Raw genomic sequence first — 17985 nt, 5'->3', positions numbered from 1 at the left:
GCCGCGCGGATGCCATCGTTCGGGTAGCATCGAACGATCGATCGCGCGGGCTTTCGCGCGTCATCCACACAAAACAAGACTCCCGGAGACTGCCGCTCATGCCTTCGCATGCCGATTCGCCCGCTGCTCATCATGCGGGTTCGCTGACCATTTTCCAGGGCGCCGCGCTCTATATCGGCGCGGTGCTCGGCACCGGCGTGATCGCGCTACCCGCACTCGCCGCCGAAGTCGCGGGGCCGGCCTCGCTGCTCGCATGGGCAGCGCTCGTCGTGCTGTCCGGGCCGCTCGCGGCCACCTTCGCCGCACTCGGCGCCCGCTATCCCGATGCGGGCGGCGTATCGACCTACGCGCGGCGCGCATTCGGCCCGAAGGCCGCGGCCATCGTCGGCTGGTGCTTCTATTTCGCGGTGCCGGCCGGCGCACCGGCGGCCGCGATGTTCGGCGGCGCATACGTCGCGGCCGTCACGGGCGGCGGGCACACGACGGTCATCATCACGGCCGCCGCACTGATCGCGACCGTGTCGGCCGCGAACGCGTTCGGCGTCACCGTGTCGGGCCGCGTGCAACTGGTGTTGTCGGCGCTGCTCGTCGCGCTGCTGCTTGTCGCGGTGCTTGCGTCCGCGCCGCATGCGCGCACCGTGAACCTGCATCCGTTCGCCCCGCATGGCTGGCTCGCGGTCGGCCAGGCCGCCGCGCTGCTCGTATGGAGCTTCGCCGGCTGGGAAGCGATCACCCATCTCGCCGCCGAATTCCGCCGGCCCGCGCATGACATGCCGCGCTCGGCCGGGATCGCCGTCGTGGTCGTCGGGTTCCTGTATCTGTCGGTCGCCGCCGCGAGCGTGACGGTGCTCGGGCCTTCCGCGGGCGCATCGGGCGCGCCGCTCGCCGAACTGATCGCGGGCGGCATCGGCGGCCATGCGCAGGTGCTGGCGGCCGCCGCCGCGCTGCTGCTCACACTCGGCACGATGAACGCGTATTTCGCGGGTGCGGCCAAGCTCGGCGCGGCACTCGGACGCGACGGCGCGCTGCCTGCGTGGCTCGCGCAAGGCAGCCAGGTCGGCGGCGTGCCGCGCCGCAGCCTCGGCGTGATCGCCGTGCTCGCGGCCGTCGCACTGGCCGCCACGGCGCTGTCGGACGTCGGACCGAAGCCGCTCGTGCTCGTGACGTCCGGATGTTTCGTGATGGTGTACGGGCTCGGCGCGGCGGCCGCGCTGAAGCTGCTGCCGCGTGGCGGCATCGCGTATCGCTGCGCGTGGATTTCGCTGATTGCGGTCGCCGGACTGTTCATGACGACCGGCTGGTATTTCCTGTTCCCGCTGCTGCTTGCGGGCGGCGCGCTGCTTTATCTGCGGATGGCCGGCCCGCGCAAATGACCCAACATGCGCCCGCGGGCCGACGCCGGCCCGCTCGCCGCGCCCGGCGCGCGAACCATCACGTCGAGCCGGCCATGCGCCGTTCGTTCGCGCCGGTCAGGCCGGCACCAGCTCGAAGCTGAGCCGTTTGCCGAGCGCGGCGGCCGCGCTCGCGAGCGTCGCCAGCGTGAGGCTCGTGTCGGTTTCGTCGAGCAGACGGTTGAGCGCGGCGCGGCTGGTTTTCATCCGCGCGGCCATCGCCGTTTTCGTGATGTGCTGCGCCTTCATTTCCTGCCCGATCTGCCACGCGATCACGCGCTTGATCGCGGTGGCGGTGGCTGCTTCGAGATTGCCGTCCGCTTCGAGGAAGGCGTCGAAATCGCTGCCGATATGCGGATTGTTCGTGGTCGTCATGTCGTACTCCAGGTGCATGGCGTTGCCGGCTGCCCGACCGTCGAAGACGGTGCGTCCCGGCGCAACCGGGGAATTCAGATGGCGTGCGTCAGCGCTTTCAGGCGCGCGACGGTGACGTCGAGATCGTCCGACGGCGTGGCCCGCGACTGCTTGAAGAAGCCGTGCAGCAGCACCATCGTGTCGCCGACGACCGTGAACATCACGCGAGCGCTTCGCCCCGGCACCGCCACGCGGATCTCCCACAGATCCTTCGCCATCTTGCGGACCAGCGGCATGCCGAGCGGCCAGCCGAGTTGAACGGTCTTGATCTCTTCGCCGATCGCCCTTCGCTCCCCTCGCCCGAGCGCGTTGAGCCATTCGCGCACCGGCTCGTTACCGCGGGCCGTCCGGAAGAACCGCACGCCGAGCGTGACCTGAATCTGCTGTCTCGCCATCGTCTTGTCGCCCATCGTATCAAAAACGGTACGATATGCCAAGCACCCCGATGACGGCTACTGGCCGGATGGCCAATCCTGCGGCAAGAAAGGGAAAGGAGATCGAGTCCGGCGCACTGCCAGGCCCGGTGGATCAACGCTTGCCGCGACCGGGCGTGCGCGCCGCGCGTGGCGCCCGGTGCGGGCGCGCATCGCCGAACCGCGACCGTGCGATGTCGCGCACCGCGTCGATCAGCGTCCGAGCGACCGGCGACGGTTGCGCATCGGTACGCAGCACGAGCCCGACCGGCTCGTCGGTGCCCGCCGACGGCAGCGGCAGGCGCGCCAGCGCGCCGGCCGACAGATCGTATTCGGCCGCATAGAGCGGCACGAACCAGACCGCGTCGTTCTCGAGCGCAAGCGCGCGCGCGACCGATACCGACAGCACCTCGATGAACGAATCCAGTGGCGGTGCGCCGCACGCGCCGAGCAGTTGCTCGGCGGACTGGCGGATCAGCGTGCCGAACGGCGGCAGCACGACCGGATAGCGCGCCAGCTCGGCGGCCGGCGCCACGCTCGCGAGGAGCGGATGCCCGGCGCGCACGACCGCGACGAGCGGCTCGTTGTACAACTGCTCGAACGCGAGCCCGATCATCCGCTCCGGCTCCGACAGCCGCCCGATCGCGCATTCGATCGCGCCGGATTTCAGACGCTCGAGCAACTCGGCGTTCGCGGCCGTCGCGATCCGCACGACGATGCGCGGCCAGCGTGCGGTCAGCGCCTTCATCAAGGCCGGCGCGAGCGAGGCCGCGACGGTCGGAAGCATGCCGATTTCCAGCGTCGCGGCGGCGGCCCCGCCCTCGCGCGCCAGCAGCCCGACGCCCTGCCGCAGCGCCAGCACGCACGCATTCGCGTGAGGCATGAACAGCTGCGCTTCGCGGGTCGGCTGCGCGCCGTGCCGGCCGCGCTCGAACAGCTTCACGCCGAGAATCGCCTCCAGCTCGGCGATCGTCTTCGACACGGCCGGTTGCGTGATCGACAGGCTTTCCGCCGCCTTCTGCACGCCGCCCAGCTGCGCGACCGCGAGAAAGCACTGCAGGTGCCGGAATTTGACGCGGCCGTCGGCGATACGGTTATTCATAACGAGAGGTTATGCGCAGGACGATGAATCGCCATTTTGCATAACTTTCCGGAAAGGCCCAAGCGTTCGGGACGACGTCATGCATGGCGCCGCAGCGCGTGGAATCCGGTCGGCTCCCAGATCCGCTTCGCGATCAGCAGGGCCGTGCCGTGCTTCTGCCCCAGCGGCGCGGACGACGACTCCGCGTGCAGCGCCGCCGCCTTGCTGCTGAGCCGCCGCAGTTCCTGTTCGAGCTCCGCGGCGGCCGCGTCCGTCAGCATTCCTTGCAGGAACGTCATCGTCTCGCCCGGGCCGTCGAAGCGGCTGCCGAGAAAATCGTCGAGCACGTGCGCATGGAAGTAACGGCGAATCGGCCCGCCCGGCAGCCAGTCGAAATCGCGCGCGACGCGCACGCGAATCCGGTCGCCGGGCAGCAGCGCGATCACGTTCATCCGGTCGAGCATCAGCAGATATTTCACGCACTCGGCCTGCGTGAGCCGATAGGCCGACACGATGTCCTGCACGGTCCAGTAGTTGATCGCGCAGACAGCGACCAGCAGCAGCTTCTCGTCCGACACCAGCAACGCCTCCTGCTGCTCGGTCAGCACGCGCAAGCGCGGTGCGGATGCCGACGCTTCCTGCACGAGTTCGGCGAGCGTATAGCCGAGCAGCTGCGCGATCTCCGCGACGCGCTCCAGCGTGAAGCGGCCGCTCGCGAACAGCCGCTTCACGCTCGTCTCGGACACGTCGAGCGCACGCGCGACGTCCCGGTAAGTCATTCCCTGCGCCTTCAGCTGGCGCTTCAGCGTTTCGATCAGTTGGGCGGTCTCGGTCATATTGGTATCAAAAAATGATGCTCGAAGTCGGATATTAGGCTACTTGCGCATCCACATCAGCACTTTTGGTTACTTGTCTGCATAATCCGCTCCGTCCTGTCACGCAACGACGGAGCCGAAATGACCACCCGAATCGACACTGCCTTCCGCGAACCGCACCACGCCGCCCCGCGCGATGCACGCGACACCGCTCGCACGATGCCGCTCGCGACCGTGCGCACGCTGGCCGCCAGCGCACATGTCGGCGATCTGGTGTTCATCCGCGTACCGGCCGGGACACCGGATGCCGCGGCTGACGCGGCCGACACCTGGGCCAATCGCTTCGGCATCGTCGTCGATACGTCAGGCGAAGAACCGCTGATCGCCGAGTCCACCGCGTTCGCGTGGACGAAACTCACGCCGCTGTCGCGCTTCATCGCCCGCGCCGACGACGGACGCATCGCACTGGCGCGCCGCCTCGCGGCAGCGTCGGCCGACGCGCAGCGTCACATCCATGCGCTGGCCGAACAGCGAATCGATGCGCTGCTCGGCAGTCGCTTGAACCCGCGGGTGCGGCGCGGCTTCTGCGCGCAGTACGTGACCGACGTGCTCGGTGCCGGCCTCGCGTCGACACCGTCGACCCTGCTGCGCAGCGGCACGTTGGCGCTCGAATTCGACGGGATCGTGTTCGATTCTCGTCATCCATGACGACGGGCACGCTCGGGGAGACCGGATAACAACGAGAACGAAAGACAAAAACAGCGACGGGCTGGCTGGAGGGCCGTGCACGGGGTCGTCACCGACGACGCGAAGCCCGATCGCTTTTTCCGCCGGACAGGTTTCCTGTCCGGCGGAATTTTCATGGTGGGCACCACCATAACGAACGGTTATGCGATTCGCGAAAAAAGGTCATTTTGCATAACTTTCCGGATTAGCTAAAGTCGTGCCGTCCACTTCGCGAAAAACTGACAGGAGACGCCCGATGGATTCCCCCACGATCCTCACGCCGCGCGACTGGCCGTCGCATCCGGCCTATGTTCACCCCGAGTACCGTTCGTCCGTGAAGCGCGGCCCGACCCGCCCGCTGATCCCGCTGAAGGAGAAACTGCGCGACCAGTACGCGCCCGTCTATGGCGCGGAGGATCTCGGCGCGCTCGACCACGACCTGACGAAGAACGCCGTGAAGAACGGCGAGCCGCTCGGCGAGCGGATGATCGTCACCGGCCGCGTGCTCGACGAAGGCGGCAAGCCCGTGCGCAACACGCTCGTCGAGGTGTGGCAGGCCAACGCGGCCGGCCGCTACGTGCACAAGGTCGACCAGCACGACGCGCCGCTCGACCCGAACTTCCTCGGCGCGGGCCGGTGCCTGACCGACGACGAAGGCCGCTACCGCTTCCTGACGATCAAGCCCGGTGCGTATCCGTGGGGCAACCATCCGAACGCGTGGCGCCCGAATCACATCCACTTCTCGCTGTTCGGCGATTATTTCGGCTCGCGTCTCGTCACGCAGATGTACTTCCCCGGCGATCCACTGCTCGCGTACGACCCGATCTTCCAGGGCACGCCCGAGGCCGCGCGCGATCGCCTGATCTCGCGCTTCTCGATGGACATCACCGAAGAAGGCTATGCGCTCGGCTACGAATTCGACATCGTGCTGCGCGGCCGCGACGCCACCCCGATGGAGCGCTGAACCATGACGACGCTGAAGCAAACCCCTTCGCAGACGGTCGGCCCGTACTTCGCGTACGGCCTGTGCCCGCAGCAATACGACTACGACCTGAAAAGCCTGTTCACGCCGACGATCGCCGCCGCGCACGCCGAAGGCGAGCACGTGCTGCTGGTCGGGCAGGTATTCGACGGCGACGGCAACGTCGTGGGCGACGCGGTGCTCGAATTCACGCAGGTGGACGGCGCGGGCCGCTATCCCGCGTCGCGCGACGACATCGCGACATCCGGCTTCACGGGTTTCGCGCGGGTCGGCACGGGCACCGATCCGCAGCAGCGCTTCGTCGTCGAGACGGTGAAGCCGGGCCGCGTCGCCGCCGACGAGGCGCCGCACATCAACGTGACCGTGATGATGCGCGGGATCCTCACCCATGCGTTCACGCGTGTGTACTTCGACGATGAAGCCGCCGCGAACGCGGCCGACCCCGTGCTGAACGCGGTGCCGGCCGAGCGCCGCGCGACGCTCGTCGCGAAACGCGACGCGCAGCCGGGGCGGCCGGTCGTCTACCGCTTCGACATCCGCATGCAGGGGCCGGAAGAAACCGTGTTCTTCGACGTTTGACGCGTACGCCGGCGCTCGCCGGCTTCGCCTGCAACCGCACCGCCGCGTGGCGCGATACCGACGGGCATCGCGCCACGCGGCGTTTTTGGGGCGCTGCGTCGTCCGCATTCGATGGTGCGCCGCATCGTAACCGGCGGCGCTACGGATGCACGTCCTTATCGGCTTCCCGCCCCGATATCGAATGCGCAATCGCAACGCATGCTGCGACAGCACATGAATCGTGGGGTCAACACGATATCGTTTGCGCGTCATGCAGCGTATTCTTTGCTATCCGCAACGAGCCGGCAGGATTGAATCGGACGAAGCAACAATCATATGAACGATGCGCGACGCTGCCCGACAGGGCGGTCGCGCATTTTTTCAGACAGAGTGCCTTTGAACGCGTCTGGCCGAAGTTGGCGGACGCGTATTTTTTGGCACGGCGACCCACGCCTGGGCGCGACCTGCGCCGGATCCCGGCGCCTAGCGACGAATCTCCAGATAGCGGCTCGGCGTGTCGCCCAGAATGCGGCGAAACGCCGACGTGAACGCACTCGCGCTCGCGTAGCCGAGATCGAGCGCGACGCGCGTCACCGGCTGCCCATCGGTCAGACGGGCAATCGCCGCCAACATGCACACCTGCTGGCGCCAGGCGGCAAAACTCACGCCCGTCTGCGCGCGAAACTGCCGCGTGAACGTGCGCCGGCTCACGCCCGCGTCGGCCGCGACTCGATCGAGATCGGCCGCGATCGACGGCGCCGCGAACAGGTGGCGGCACACCTTCGCCAGCCGAGCGTCGGCCGGCAGCGGCGCATGCAGCGACAGGCGCGGCATCGTCGCGATTTCGGCCACCAGCAGATCCATCAGCTTGCCCGCGCGGCCGTCGACGTCGTACATCGCCGGCAGGTCGATCGCATCGTCGATCAACTGCCGCAGCAGCGGCGACACGCCATGCACGCCGCATTGGGTCGGCAGGCCGGCCGTCTGAGAGGCGTCGGCGGACACGAACACGTTGAGCATCGTGACCGGCCCGGTCATCGTCATTTCGTGCCGCACGCCGGCCGGTACCCAGCACGCGCGCTGCGGCGGCACCAGCCAGCGGCCGTGCGGCGTCGACACGCTGATCGTGCCGCGCGACGCGAACGCGAATTGCCCGCGCACGTGTGCGTGATCCGGAAACGTCGTGCCCGCCGCAAAGTCGTTGGCGGTCACGACCACGCTCCGGGGAATGTGTTCGTAGGGATCTAGCAGCGTATTTCTCACGGCCCGAATTCCATCATCAATGACCCGATATCGAAGGCGGGTCGCCTTCGAACGATCTACGATCCGCTCCACCGTTGCGCGACCTCGCGGCCGCAACCCCCGCCGGCCCGACCGGCCGGATGGCAACCTCATCGGAGCGAACATGCCGAATACGTTTCATCGCGTGGGGGACGGCCCCCACCCTGTTCTCGTTCTGCACGGCTGGTTCGGCGACGCCCGCGCGTTCGAACCGCTCGAAGCGTGGCTGTCGCGCGAGCGCTTCAGCTATGTATTCATGGACTACCGGGGTTACGGCCGTATGCGCGACGCCCGCGGCCGCTACACGATCGACGAGATCGCCGCCGACACGCTCGCACTCGCCGACGCGCTCGGCTTCCCGACCTTCAGTCTCGTCGGCCATTCGATGGGCGGCATGGCGATCGAGAAAATCGCCGCCATCGCCCCCGACCGCGTTCGCGCGCTGGTGCCGATCGCGCCGGTACCGTGCGGCGGCCTGCCGTTCGACGCCGCGCGACGCGCGCTATTCGAGCGGGCCGCCGACCACCTCGCCGATCGCAGGACCATCATCGACCGCAGCACCGGCAACCGGCTGCCCGCCGCCTGGATCGAGTGGAAAGCCGCGTATTCGGCCGCCTGTTCGTCGGCGCGGGCATTCGGTGCGTACTTCCGCGCGTGGGCCGATACGGATTTCAGCGAAGAGATCGCGGGCATCCATCCGGTAAAGGTACTGATCGGCGAGCACGACCCGGCATTCGACGCGGCGCTGATGGCTCGCACCTACCTGCGGCGCTACCCGCTCGCCAGCGTCGACGTGCTGCGCAATGCCGGCCATTATCCGATGAACGAAACGCCGCTCGCGCTGGTCGCGGCGATGGAAGCATTCCTGTTCGCCGCGACGGCCCGCCCCGTCGCGATCGGCTGACCGGCCGCGCGCCGGCGGCATGGTCGCGGCACCCATTACCGCAGCATGAACGACATTGCCGACAGGCTGTTCAGCGTGCGCACCACATGCTCGACCGACGGCCCGTCGAAGCGCAGCGTCACCGCATCGACGCGCTCGAGCGACGGCAGCACGCAGAACAGGTCGGCGAGCGCGACCGTCTGCACGCGCAGCGTGCAAGCGGCCGGCGCGGGCCGATGCGTGCCGGCGCGCACGCCGGACGACAGCGCACGCGCGACCGTTTCCCGCGCGGCGGCCGCGATCCGCGCGCACGACGCCGACGGCGTGAGCGTCTCGCCGCTCGATGCGCCGCCGGCCGTCTTGACCGTCTCGAAACGCGCGTCCGGAAACAGCGGCTGCGTTTCCTCGGCGAATACGTCGTCGCCGGTCGCGAGCGCGACATGCGCGCCGTATTCCCGCGCTAGCGCGCCGTACAGTCCGGCTTCGCCGAGCTCGACGCCGTTCAGCCACACCTGCGTGAACGCAAAGCTGTTGATCGTGTGCGCGAGCACGCCGCGCGCCTGCGATTTCGCGTGATAGCCGATCATGAACACGAGATCGGGCTGCTGTTCGACGCCCGTCATCATCCCGAGCGTGCGCGGCTTGCCGAGCACGACGCGCGCCCGCGCATCGAGCCCGTCGGGCAGCAGGTTGCGAAAGCCGCCGTGCGAATCGTTGACCCAGACGGCTTGCGCGCCGCCCGCGAACGCGCCTTCGATCGCCGCGTTCGCCTCGGCGGTCATCCAGCGGCGCGCGCGCTCGTATTCCGGATTGCCGGCGCGCGTCTGCTCGATCGCGAATACGCCGGCGACACCCTCGATGTCGGTCGAGATCAGGATCTTCATGACAGGGTCGAACGTCCTTCGTTGTACTCGTTGAACCACCGGTCGAGATCGGGCACCGCGTCGCGCAGCGATTGCCGCACGTGGCCGTCGCGCCCGGCGACCGTTACCGCTTGCAGCAACGCGTCGGCGATCGCGTGCTCGACGCTTTCGGCCGCGGCCATGAACAGCGGATCGAGCGCCGCATCGGCCACGAGGGCCGGCAGCGCGATCGTCGATGCGTCGTGCGCGATCGTGTAGGCGGTCGAGAACGCGAGCGCGATGTCGCCGCTGCCATGCCCGTACACGGAACCGGTGCGGGCCAGCCCGGCCGCCGCGCGGCGCGCGAGCCGCGACAGCTGCCGCGCGTCGAGCGGCGCATCGGTCGCCAGCAACAGGATGATCGAGCCCTGCTCGGGCGGCGCCGCGTGCGCGGCTTCGGCCGCGCGCCGTTGCGCGACGACGCGGCCGAGCGGCACACCGCCGAGCGTCAGCATCGGCAGCCGGCCGAAATTCGCGAGCACGAGCGCGCCGACCGTATAGGGCCGGCCGGCCGCGACGGCCACGCGCGACGCGGAACCGATCCCGCCTTTCAGGTCGAAGCACGACATCCCGCGCCCGGCGCCCACCGCGCCGCGTGCGACGTCGCGCGACACCGCGCGGCACGCGTCGTCGTAATGCGCGGCGGTAACCGCGAACGCCTGGATGTCGTTCAGGTAACCGTCGTTGCACTCGAACACGAGCGGATTGACGGTCGACCAGTCGCGGCCGATCCGCGGATTCGCGGCGATCGCGGCGCGGATCTGCGCGTGGGCGACCGCACCGACGCCGAACGTGTTGGTCAGCGCGACCGGCGTCTCGAGCGTGCCGAGTTCGTCGACCTGCACGAGCCCGACACTCTTGCCGAAACCGTTGATCACGGCCGCCCCCGCCGGCACCTTGCTGCGGTACACGTCGCCCGGATGCGGCTTCACGACGGTCACGCCCGTCTGCACGTTGCCGGCATCGAGCGTGCAATGGCCGACCGTCACGCCCGGCACGTCGGCGATCGTGCCGCGCGGCCCGGCCGGCAGCGTCGCGCTCCACATCGGCACCGCCCGCATCAACGGCGCTCCAGCTTCGGGTCAAGCGCGTCGCGCAGCCCGTCGCCGAGCAGGTTGAACGCGAGCACGGTCAGGAAGATCGCGAGGCTCGGGAACACCGCGATGTGCGGCGCCGTCACCATGTCCGCGCGCGCCTCGTTGAGCATCGCGCCCCACTCCGGCGTCGGCGGCTGCGCGCCGAGCCCGAGGAACGACAGGCTCGCGGCGGTAATGATCGACGTGCCGATCCGCATCGTGAAGTAGACGACCACCGACGACACGGTGCCCGGCAGGATGTGCCGCATGATGATCGTCCAGTCGGACGCGCCGATGCTGCGCGCGGCCTCCACATAGGTCATGTGCTTGAGCATCAGCGTGTTGCCGCGCACGAGCCGCGCGAACGCCGGGATGCTGAAGATCGCGACCGCGCAGATCACATTGACCATCCCGTTGCCGAGGATCGCCACCACGCCGATCGCGAGCAGGATGCCCGGGAACGCGAACAGCACGTCGGCGACGCGCATCGTGATGCGGTCCCACCAGCCTTCGTAATAGCCGGCGAGCAGCCCGAACAACGTGCCGATCACCGCGCCGAGCGCCACCGAGAAGAAGCCGGCCGCGAGCGAGATGCGCGTGCCCGCGACGATCCGGCTGAAGATGTCGCGGCCGAGCGAATCGACGCCGAACCAGTGCACGGCCGACGGCCCTGCATTCAGCGCGTCGTAGTCGAAATAGTTTTCCGGATCGAACGGCACGATGTGCGGGCCGACGAACGCGAGCACGACGAGCGCCAGCACGAAGCCGCCCGCGACGAGCGCGATGGTCTGCTTGCGGAACTTGCGCCAGAATTCGCGCCACGGCGTGCGGATCGCGGTCGTTGCGGCCGGTGCCGCGGGCTGGACAGTCGCGTTCATGCTGGCCTCACTTGAACCGGATGGTCGGGTTGATGACCGCGTACAGCACGTCGACGGTCAGGTTGATCAGGATGAATTCGAGCGAGAACAGCAGGACGATCGCCTGGATCACCGGGTAGTCGCGCATCGTCACCGCGTCGACCAGCAGGCGCCCGAGCCCCGGCCAGTTGAACACGGCCTCGACGACGATCGAGCCGCCGAGCAGGAAGCCGAACTGCAGCCCCATCATCGTGACGACCGGGATCATCGCGTTGCGCAGGCAGTGCTTGAGCACGACCATCGGTTCGTGCACGCCCTTCGCGCGCGCGGTGCGCACGAAGTCCTCGTTCAGCACCTCGACGAACGACGCGCGCGTGAAGCGCGCCATCACCGCCGCGACCGCGGCGCCGAGCGTCAGCGACGGCAGCACGTAGCTCTTCCACGTGCCGTCCGGCACGACCGGCAGCCAGCCGAGCTTCACCGAGAAGATCTCCATCAGCAGCATGCCGAGCGCGAAGGCCGGAAACGAGATGCCCGACACCGCGAGCGTCATGCCGAGCCGGTCGGGCCAGCGATTGCGCCAGACCGCCGACGCAATGCCGATCGCCATGCCGAACAGCGTCGACCACCCCATGCTGACGAGCGTCAACAGCAGTGTCGGCATGAAGCGCTCGCCGATCTCGGTCGACACCGGCCGCTTGCTGCGCGTCGACACGCCGAAATCGCCGTGCGCGATCTTCGCGAAGAAGCGTGCGAACTGCGCGGGCAGCGGCCGGTCGAGCCCGAGATCGGCGCGCACGAGCGCGACGGTCGCCTCGTCGGCTTCGGGGCCGGCCGCGAGCCGCGCCGGGTCGCCCGGCAACAGGTGCACGAACAGGAACACCAGCACCGCGACGATCGCGAGCGTGGGCAGCAGGCCGAACAGGCGTTTGACGAGGAAATTCAGCATGGGACACCGATCGAATCAGCGCACCGGCGGCTCGTGCCGCCGGCGCTGCGTGGCGGGCAAACCGCCGTCATTTCAGCGAGATCTCGTCGAAGTTGAACGAGCCGTCCGGCATCACGTACGCGCCCTGCAGCCGCTTGCTGCGCGCATACACGATCTTCTCCTGCACGAGGAAGATCCACGGCGCGTCGGCCCAGATCTGCTTCTGCGCATCGGCGTACAGCTCGGCCTTCTGCGTGCGGTCGACCGTCTCCAGCGCCTTCGTCAGGTCGCCGTCCACCGTGTCGTTCTTGTAGTACGCGGTGTTGACCAGCTTCGGTGGCGCCGACGCGCCGGCCAGCAGCGGCGTGATCGCCCAGTTCGCTTCGCCGGTCGACGACGACCAGCCGATGTAGTACATCCGCACCGGCGCCTTCGCCGGATCCGGCGCGCTCTCGACCTTCGCGACGCGTTCGCCGGCCTCCAGCGCCTGCACCTGCACCTTCACGCCGACCTGCGCGAGCTGCTGCTGCACGAACTGGATCGCCTTCTGCGACGTCGAGTTGTTATACGCGGACCACAGCGTCGTCTCGAAACCGTTCGGATAGCCGGCTTCCTTCAGCAGCGAGCGTGCCTTCGCCGGGTCGTACGGCCAGGGCCCGAGCTTCGTCGCGTAATCGACGCCCTGCGGCACCACGCCGGTCGACGGCGTCGCGAAACCGGAGAACGCGACCTTCGCGAGCGCTTCCTTGTTCACCGCGTAGTTCAGCGCCTGGCGCACCTTCGGGTTGTCGAACGGCTTTTGCAGCATGTTCAGCGACACGTAGCGCTGCACGATCGACGGCCGTTCGACCACGTCGACCTTCGGGTTGCTCTTCAGGTCGGCCGCCTGTTCGAACGGAATGCGGAACGCAAAATCGGCTTCGCCCGTCTTCATCAGCGCCGCGCGCGTGTTGTTGTCGACCACCGGCTTCCAGTCGATCGCGTCGATCTTCGGATAGCCCTTCTTCCAGTAGCCGGCGAACTTCTTCACCTTCAGGTCGTCGGTCTGCTTCCACTCGACGAACTCGAACGGCCCGGTGCCGACCGGATGCAGCGCGATGTCGCGGCCCCACTTCTTCAGCGCGGCCGGCGAGATCATCACGGCCGACGGGTGCGCGAGCGTGTTGATGAACGCCGAGAACGGCTCGCGCAGCGTGACCTTCACCGTGGTCGGATCGACGGCCTCGGTCTTCTCGATCACGCGGAACATGTTGTAGCGCTTCAGGTGGTTCGCGGGATCGGTCACGCGGTCGAAGTTCGCCTTCACGGCCGCCGCGTTGAAATCGGTGCCGTCGTGGAACTTCACGCCCGAGCGCAGCTTGATCGTGTACGTCTTCGCATCGGGGCTGGCTTCATAGCCGGTCGCGAGCACGTTGACGAGCTTCATGTCCTTGTCGAAGCCGAACAGCCCCTGGTAGAACGACTTGACGACGGCCTGCGACACCGTGTCGTTCGCGTCGTACGGGTCCATCGTCGTGAAGGTCGAATCCACCGCCATCACCGCGGTCTGCTGCGCGAACGCGGGCAGCGCGGCCGACAGCGCGAACGCGCCGGCGAGCGCGACGAAGCATGCGCGCGGACGAAACATCGGAAACGGATGCTGCTTGTTCATTTTGCTGGGCTCCTATCGGTGAATCGGTGACGCCTCACGGGCGTTTCGGTTTCGACTGCCTGCTGGTTCGTGCGGCGTCATCGCGACGCACGACTCCACGACTCAATACGCGCCGCCGACGCGATGCGTCGCGACATAATGATCGGGGCCGACCGCGACGAGCGGCGCGACGACCGGCTCGTCGCCGACCGCGCGGATCGGGCTCGGAATCTCGTCCGCCGCGAGCTGGCGCGGCGCATGCCGGCGCGCGGGGTCGGCCACCGGCACCGCGCTCATCAGCTTCTTCGTGTACGGATGCTGCGGCGCCTCGAACACCGCGCGGCGCGGGCCGATCTCGACGATCTGGCCGAGATACATCACCGCGACGCGATGGCTGACGCGCTCGACCACCGCCATGTCGTGCGAGATGAACAGATACGCGACGCCGAGCTCGCGCTGCAGGTCGAGCATCAGGTTGACGATCTGCGCCTGCACCGACACGTCGAGCGCCGACACCGACTCGTCGGCGATCACGACCTTCGGATTCAGCGCGAGCGCACGCGCGATCGCGATCCGCTGGCGCTGGCCGCCCGAGAATTCGTGCGGATAGCGGCGCGCGGCCTCCGGCGGCAGGCCAACCTTGTCGAGCAGCCAGTCGACGCGCGCCTGCGCGTCGCTGCCGCTCGCGACGCCATGCACGAGCAGCGGCTCCATGATCGAAAAGCCGACGGTCAGGCGCGGGTTCAGCGACGCGAACGGGTCCTGGAAGATGAACTGGATGTTACGGCGCAGCGCCTGCAGGTCCGGGCCCTTCAGCGCGCTGATGTCGCGGCCGTCGAATTCGATCGAGCCGCTTTGCGATTCGACGAGGCGCAGCAGCGAACGGCCGGTGGTCGACTTGCCGCAGCCCGATTCGCCGACGAGCGCGAGCGTCTCGCCCGCGCGCAGCTCGAAGCTCACGCGCTCGACCGCATGCACGTATTGCGACACGCGGCCGAACACGCCGCTCTTCACCGGAAAGCGCGTGACGAGATCGCGCACGCGCAGGATCGGCGGCGCGGCGTGATCGACAGGCGGCTGCGCGTCGTTCGCGGCGGACGCCGTCGTCGCGGCCGTGGCCGCCGCGTTCGTGCCGTCCACCTTCAACAGCGGGAATTTCTCGGGTGCGTCGGTGCCCTGCATCGAGCCGAGCCGCGGCACGGCCGCGAGCAGCGCCCGCGTATAGCGATGCGCGGGCGTCGCGAAGATGCGGTCCGACTCGCCCTCCTCGACCTTCTCGCCGCGATACATCACGAGCACGCGGTCGGCCACTTCGGCCACCACGCCCATGTCGTGCGTGATGAAGATCACGCCCATGTTCATTTCGTCCTGCAGCCCGCGCACCAGTTGCAGGATCTGCGCCTGGATCGTCACGTCGAGCGCGGTCGTCGGCTCGTCGGCGATCAGCAGCGCGGGCCGGCACGACAATGCCATCGCGATCATCACGCGTTGCCGCATCCCGCCCGAGAGCTGGTGCGGATAGCGCGCGAACACGCGGCGCGCTTCCGGGATGCGCACGAGATCGAGCAGCCGCAGCGCTTCCGCGCGTGCTTCGGCCGCGCTCTTCGACTGGTGCAGCGCGATCGCCTCGCTGATCTGGTCGCCGACCGTAAACACCGGGTTCAGCGACGTCATCGGCTCCTGGAAGATCATCGCGATGTCCGCGCCGCGGATGCCGCGCATCGTCGCGGCGCTCGCCTGCGCGAGATCGACCAGCGCGCCGCCACGTCGCCGGAACGCAATGCGGCCGCTCGTGATCTCGCCGCCGCCGTGCTCGACGAGCCGCATCAGCGCGAGCGACGTGACCGACTTGCCCGAGCCCGATTCGCCGACGATCGCGAGCGTCTCGCCGCGATCGACGTGAAACGACACGTTGCGCACCGCGTCGAACGTCGCGCTTTCGCGGCGGAACGTGACCGACAGGTCGTCGACGGCCACCACGCGCTGCTCGGGCAACGTCAAGGGCGACGGGTTACGGCTCGAAGTCATGACATATCTCCTCGTGCGATCCGCAATCAGGCCGCATCGTCGCGGTAGATGCCGACGACCGGCGCTTCACCGACGCGCGCGTAGCCGCGGTACATCCCTTCTGTGTTGAACGGCATCGCGACGTTGCCCTGTGCGTCGACCGCGATGATCCCGCCGCGGCCCGCGAGGCGCGGCAGCTTGTTCATCACGACATCGTGCGCGGCGTCCGCGAGCGACGCGCCGCGATACGCGATCTGCGCCGCCACGTCATGCGCGGTCGCGAGCCGGATGAACATCTCGCCGGTGCCCGTCGCGGAGACGGCGCAGGTCGCGTCGTCCGCATAGCAGCCGGCGCCGATGATCGGCGAATCGCCGACGCGGCCCGGCTGCTTGTTCGTGATGCCGCCCGTCGACGTCGCCGCCGCGATGTGGCCGTTCAGGTCGCGCGCGACCGCACCGACCGTGCCGTGCTTGCGGTCCGGATCGAGCGGCTCGGCGGATTGGGCGGCGCCGCCGAACGCGAAGCTGGCCGCATCGTGGTCGAGCATCATGCCGGCCGCCGCGCGCGCCTTGACCCACTGCGCATGCCGCGTTTCGGTGTCGAAGTAGCCGGGTTCGGCGAGTTCGAGCCCTTGGGCGGCGGCGAACGCATCGGCGCCCGCGCCGGCGAACAGCACGTGCTCGCTCGCCTCCATCACGCGCCGCGCGGCGAGCACCGGATTGCGCACGCGCGTCGCGCAGCAGATCGCGCCGGCGCCGAGCGTCGCGCCGTCCATGACCGCCGCGTCGAGTTCGTGCTTGCCTTCGGCCGTATAGACGGCGCCGCGCCCGGCGTTGAACAGCGGACAGTCCTCGAGCATGCGCACCGCGACGGTCACCGCGTCGAGCGCGCTGCCGCCGTCGGCCAGCACCTGTTGCGCGGCCTGCAGGATCGCGGTGAGCTCGGCGCGGTACCGACGTTCGGTGTCGGTATCCATCGCTTCGCGCAGGATCGTGCCTGCGCCGCCGTGAATCGCGACGATCGCGGGTGAAGTCATGATTTTTTCGGACGGGGGGAAGAAGGGTTGGCGGCCGGCAGCGCCGCTTGCGGCTGCACGAGCCACGGCAGCAGGAATTCGGTCATCTCGGCGGCGGATTTCGCGGACCGGTGCGTGCGCAGCGCGACTGCATCGATCAGCGCCTCGATCATCGTGAGCACGGCCGCTTCCGACGTGGCCGCGAAACGCCGCTCGGCCTTCACGTACAGGTTCAGCGACGCGACCGGTGCAAGCGGCGATTGCGGACCGTCGGAAATGCCGAGCACGCGTGCGCCGCGCGCCGCCGCACGACGCGCCAGCTCGATCGTGTCCTTCACGTAGCGCGGAAACGCGAGCGCGATCACGAGATCGCGCGAATCGGCCGTGTACAGGCGTCGCGCCGCATGCGAAGGCCCGCCGAGCAGCGCGAGCGACTGCACGCTGTCGTGGCAGACGGACAGGCCATGCTCGATCAGCCCGGCAAGGAATGCGCTCGACCCGGCACCGAGAATCAGCACGCGTCGCGCGCCGACGATCGCCTCGACCGCCGCCTCGACATCGGCCGCGTCCAGTTGCGCGCGCGTGTTCTCGATGTTGGCGACAGCCTGGTCGAATACCGCATCGATCCAGACCGCGCCGCGTACGCCGGATTCCTGCTCCTGCGCGGAACGCAGCCGCTCGACCGGCCCGAGCGTGGCCTCGAAGCCGCGCACGAGCGCCGCGCGCATCGCCGGATAGCCGTCGAAACCGAGCGCCTTCGCGAAGCGGTTCGCGGTCGCGATCGACGCATTCACGGCCTGCGCGAGTTCGTCGATCCGCATCGTCGCCGCGCGAAACGGGTTCGCGAGCACGAATTCGCCCATGCGCCGGTGAATTGGCGTCATCAACGGCATCGCCGACGCGATCCGCTCGGCGATCGCGAGTTCGTCGTGACTGACATCAGGCGGAACGAGAGGCGTCATGCGAAGGGTTGTTGCAAGGTTCGATGAAAATGAATTTACACAATCTACCGCCAGAAAAGAAAT

18 protein-coding genes are annotated in these 17985 nt (G+C 68.4%); 5 read left to right on the top strand and 13 right to left on the bottom strand.

The annotated features are described in order from the left end of the window. Positions 1-98 precede the first annotated feature (98 nt). The gene (locus tag CFB81_RS20685) at positions 99-1373 is read left to right on the top strand and encodes an APC family permease (RefSeq protein ID WP_089436348.1); all 1275 of its coding nucleotides are present in this window, start codon (positions 99-101) and stop codon (positions 1371-1373) included. Positions 1374-1469: 96 nt separating this feature from the next. Here the strand turns inward: CFB81_RS20685 and CFB81_RS20680 are convergent, their stop codons facing one another. The 4 genes from CFB81_RS20680 to CFB81_RS20665 all read right to left on the bottom strand — a co-directional run bounded on the left by CFB81_RS20680 (position 1470) and on the right by CFB81_RS20665 (position 4135). Further along, complete coding sequence (locus CFB81_RS20680; RefSeq protein WP_012338300.1) at positions 1470-1766, bottom strand: XRE family transcriptional regulator; 297 nt, start codon at positions 1764-1766, stop codon at positions 1470-1472. 74 nt (positions 1767-1840) lie between these two features. Beyond that, positions 1841-2200 carry a type II toxin-antitoxin system RelE/ParE family toxin gene (locus CFB81_RS20675; protein WP_089437082.1) on the bottom strand — a complete coding sequence of 120 codons (360 nt, stop codon included), beginning with the start codon at positions 2198-2200 and terminating at the stop codon, positions 1841-1843. 133 nt (positions 2201-2333) lie between these two features. After that, on the bottom strand, positions 2334-3320 hold the full coding sequence (gene pcaQ / locus CFB81_RS20670; RefSeq protein ID WP_089436347.1) for a pca operon transcription factor PcaQ: 987 nt from the start codon (positions 3318-3320) through the stop codon (positions 2334-2336). A gap of 77 nt (positions 3321-3397) precedes the next feature. Beyond that, the gene (locus tag CFB81_RS20665; RefSeq protein ID WP_069616374.1) at positions 3398-4135 is read right to left on the bottom strand and encodes a helix-turn-helix domain-containing protein; all 738 of its coding nucleotides are present in this window, start codon (positions 4133-4135) and stop codon (positions 3398-3400) included. A 120-nt stretch (positions 4136-4255) separates the two neighbouring features. On the opposite strand from CFB81_RS20665, the gene CFB81_RS20660 reads away from it, so the two are divergent. From CFB81_RS20660 to pcaG, 3 genes are all read left to right on the top strand, one after another. After that, positions 4256-4822, top strand: a complete 567-nt coding sequence (locus tag CFB81_RS20660) for a YiiX/YebB-like N1pC/P60 family cysteine hydrolase (RefSeq protein WP_089436346.1) — start codon at positions 4256-4258, stop codon at positions 4820-4822. 274 nt (positions 4823-5096) lie between these two features. Then, the gene (pcaH, locus tag CFB81_RS20655; protein WP_031396817.1) at positions 5097-5804 is read left to right on the top strand and encodes a protocatechuate 3,4-dioxygenase subunit beta; all 708 of its coding nucleotides are present in this window, start codon (positions 5097-5099) and stop codon (positions 5802-5804) included. Positions 5805-5807: 3 nt separating this feature from the next. Further along, a complete protein-coding gene (gene pcaG, locus CFB81_RS20650) occupies positions 5808-6401 on the top strand; it encodes a protocatechuate 3,4-dioxygenase subunit alpha (protein WP_069616371.1) in 594 nt (197 codons plus the stop codon). A 462-nt stretch (positions 6402-6863) separates the two neighbouring features. On the opposite strand, the gene CFB81_RS20645 is transcribed toward pcaG, so the two are convergent. Next, positions 6864-7643, bottom strand: a complete 780-nt coding sequence (locus CFB81_RS20645) for a helix-turn-helix domain-containing protein (protein ID WP_069616369.1) — start codon at positions 7641-7643, stop codon at positions 6864-6866. 142 nt (positions 7644-7785) lie between these two features. Here CFB81_RS20645 and CFB81_RS20640 point away from each other — a divergent pair, with 142 nt between their 5' ends. Continuing rightward, complete coding sequence (locus tag CFB81_RS20640) at positions 7786-8565, top strand: alpha/beta fold hydrolase (protein ID WP_089436345.1); 780 nt, start codon at positions 7786-7788, stop codon at positions 8563-8565. Between the two features lie 35 nt (positions 8566-8600). Here CFB81_RS20640 and CFB81_RS20635 read toward each other — a convergent pair whose 3' ends face one another. The 8 genes from CFB81_RS20635 to CFB81_RS20600 form a co-directional block, all read right to left on the bottom strand. Beyond that, positions 8601-9428, bottom strand: coding sequence for a M55 family metallopeptidase (locus tag CFB81_RS20635; RefSeq protein WP_069616367.1), 828 nt, complete (start codon positions 9426-9428; stop codon positions 8601-8603). Next, positions 9425-10507, bottom strand: a complete 1083-nt coding sequence (locus CFB81_RS20630) for a P1 family peptidase (RefSeq protein WP_089436344.1) — start codon at positions 10505-10507, stop codon at positions 9425-9427. The genes CFB81_RS20635 and CFB81_RS20630 overlap by 4 nt, the downstream gene beginning before the upstream one ends. Beyond that, a complete protein-coding gene (gene gsiD / locus CFB81_RS20625) occupies positions 10507-11400 on the bottom strand; it encodes a glutathione ABC transporter permease GsiD (protein WP_069616365.1) in 894 nt (297 codons plus the stop codon). The genes CFB81_RS20630 and gsiD overlap by 1 nt, the downstream gene beginning before the upstream one ends. A gap of 7 nt (positions 11401-11407) precedes the next feature. Further along, positions 11408-12328, bottom strand: coding sequence for a glutathione ABC transporter permease GsiC (gsiC, locus tag CFB81_RS20620; RefSeq protein WP_069616364.1), 921 nt, complete (start codon positions 12326-12328; stop codon positions 11408-11410). A gap of 67 nt (positions 12329-12395) precedes the next feature. Next, positions 12396-13958: a glutathione ABC transporter substrate-binding protein GsiB gene (gene gsiB / locus CFB81_RS20615; RefSeq protein WP_069616363.1), complete on the bottom strand. Its 1563-nt coding sequence runs from the start codon at positions 13956-13958 to the stop codon at positions 12396-12398. A gap of 102 nt (positions 13959-14060) precedes the next feature. Beyond that, positions 14061-15965 (bottom strand): dipeptide ABC transporter ATP-binding protein, encoded by a 1905-nt coding sequence (locus tag CFB81_RS20610; RefSeq protein WP_069616362.1) that lies wholly within the window; start codon positions 15963-15965, stop codon positions 14061-14063. Between the two features lie 26 nt (positions 15966-15991). Next, entirely contained in the window at positions 15992-16981 is a 990-nt protein-coding gene (locus CFB81_RS20605) for an isoaspartyl peptidase/L-asparaginase family protein (RefSeq protein ID WP_069616361.1), read from the bottom strand. Beyond that, positions 16978-17922 (bottom strand): MurR/RpiR family transcriptional regulator, encoded by a 945-nt coding sequence (locus tag CFB81_RS20600; RefSeq protein WP_069616360.1) that lies wholly within the window; start codon positions 17920-17922, stop codon positions 16978-16980. The genes CFB81_RS20605 and CFB81_RS20600 overlap by 4 nt, the downstream gene beginning before the upstream one ends. Positions 17923-17985 lie beyond the last annotated feature (63 nt).

Source organism: Burkholderia sp. AU28863 (assembly GCF_002223195.1).
GTDB classification, from domain to species: domain Bacteria; phylum Pseudomonadota; class Gammaproteobacteria; order Burkholderiales; family Burkholderiaceae; genus Burkholderia; species Burkholderia sola.
This window is presented reverse-complemented; position numbering and strand designations above follow the sequence as displayed.

What these genes read in the sequence shown, in the direction of transcription:
- CFB81_RS20685 (WP_089436348.1), top strand. Translation starts at nt 99, where the DNA reads ATGCCTTCGCATGCCGATTCGCCCGCTGCTCATCATGCGGGTTCGCTG.
- CFB81_RS20680 (WP_012338300.1), bottom strand. Translation starts at nt 1,766, where the DNA reads ATGACGACCACGAACAATCCGCATATCGGCAGCGATTTCGACGCCTTC.
- CFB81_RS20675 (WP_089437082.1), bottom strand. Translation starts at nt 2,200, where the DNA reads ATGGCGAGACAGCAGATTCAGGTCACGCTCGGCGTGCGGTTCTTCCGG.
- pcaQ (WP_089436347.1), bottom strand. Translation starts at nt 3,320, where the DNA reads ATGAATAACCGTATCGCCGACGGCCGCGTCAAATTCCGGCACCTGCAG.
- CFB81_RS20665 (WP_069616374.1), bottom strand. Translation starts at nt 4,135, where the DNA reads ATGACCGAGACCGCCCAACTGATCGAAACGCTGAAGCGCCAGCTGAAG.
- CFB81_RS20660 (WP_089436346.1), top strand. Translation starts at nt 4,256, where the DNA reads ATGACCACCCGAATCGACACTGCCTTCCGCGAACCGCACCACGCCGCC.
- pcaH (WP_031396817.1), top strand. Translation starts at nt 5,097, where the DNA reads ATGGATTCCCCCACGATCCTCACGCCGCGCGACTGGCCGTCGCATCCG.
- pcaG (WP_069616371.1), top strand. Translation starts at nt 5,808, where the DNA reads ATGACGACGCTGAAGCAAACCCCTTCGCAGACGGTCGGCCCGTACTTC.
- CFB81_RS20640 (WP_089436345.1), top strand. Translation starts at nt 7,786, where the DNA reads ATGCCGAATACGTTTCATCGCGTGGGGGACGGCCCCCACCCTGTTCTC.
- CFB81_RS20635 (WP_069616367.1), bottom strand. Translation starts at nt 9,428, where the DNA reads ATGAAGATCCTGATCTCGACCGACATCGAGGGTGTCGCCGGCGTATTC.
- CFB81_RS20630 (WP_089436344.1), bottom strand. Translation starts at nt 10,507, where the DNA reads ATGCGGGCGGTGCCGATGTGGAGCGCGACGCTGCCGGCCGGGCCGCGC.
- gsiD (WP_069616365.1), bottom strand. Translation starts at nt 11,400, where the DNA reads ATGAACGCGACTGTCCAGCCCGCGGCACCGGCCGCAACGACCGCGATC.
- gsiC (WP_069616364.1), bottom strand. Translation starts at nt 12,328, where the DNA reads ATGCTGAATTTCCTCGTCAAACGCCTGTTCGGCCTGCTGCCCACGCTC.
- gsiB (WP_069616363.1), bottom strand. Translation starts at nt 13,958, where the DNA reads ATGAACAAGCAGCATCCGTTTCCGATGTTTCGTCCGCGCGCATGCTTC.
- CFB81_RS20610 (WP_069616362.1), bottom strand. Translation starts at nt 15,965, where the DNA reads ATGACTTCGAGCCGTAACCCGTCGCCCTTGACGTTGCCCGAGCAGCGC.
- CFB81_RS20605 (WP_069616361.1), bottom strand. Translation starts at nt 16,981, where the DNA reads ATGACTTCACCCGCGATCGTCGCGATTCACGGCGGCGCAGGCACGATC.
- CFB81_RS20600 (WP_069616360.1), bottom strand. Translation starts at nt 17,922, where the DNA reads ATGACGCCTCTCGTTCCGCCTGATGTCAGTCACGACGAACTCGCGATC.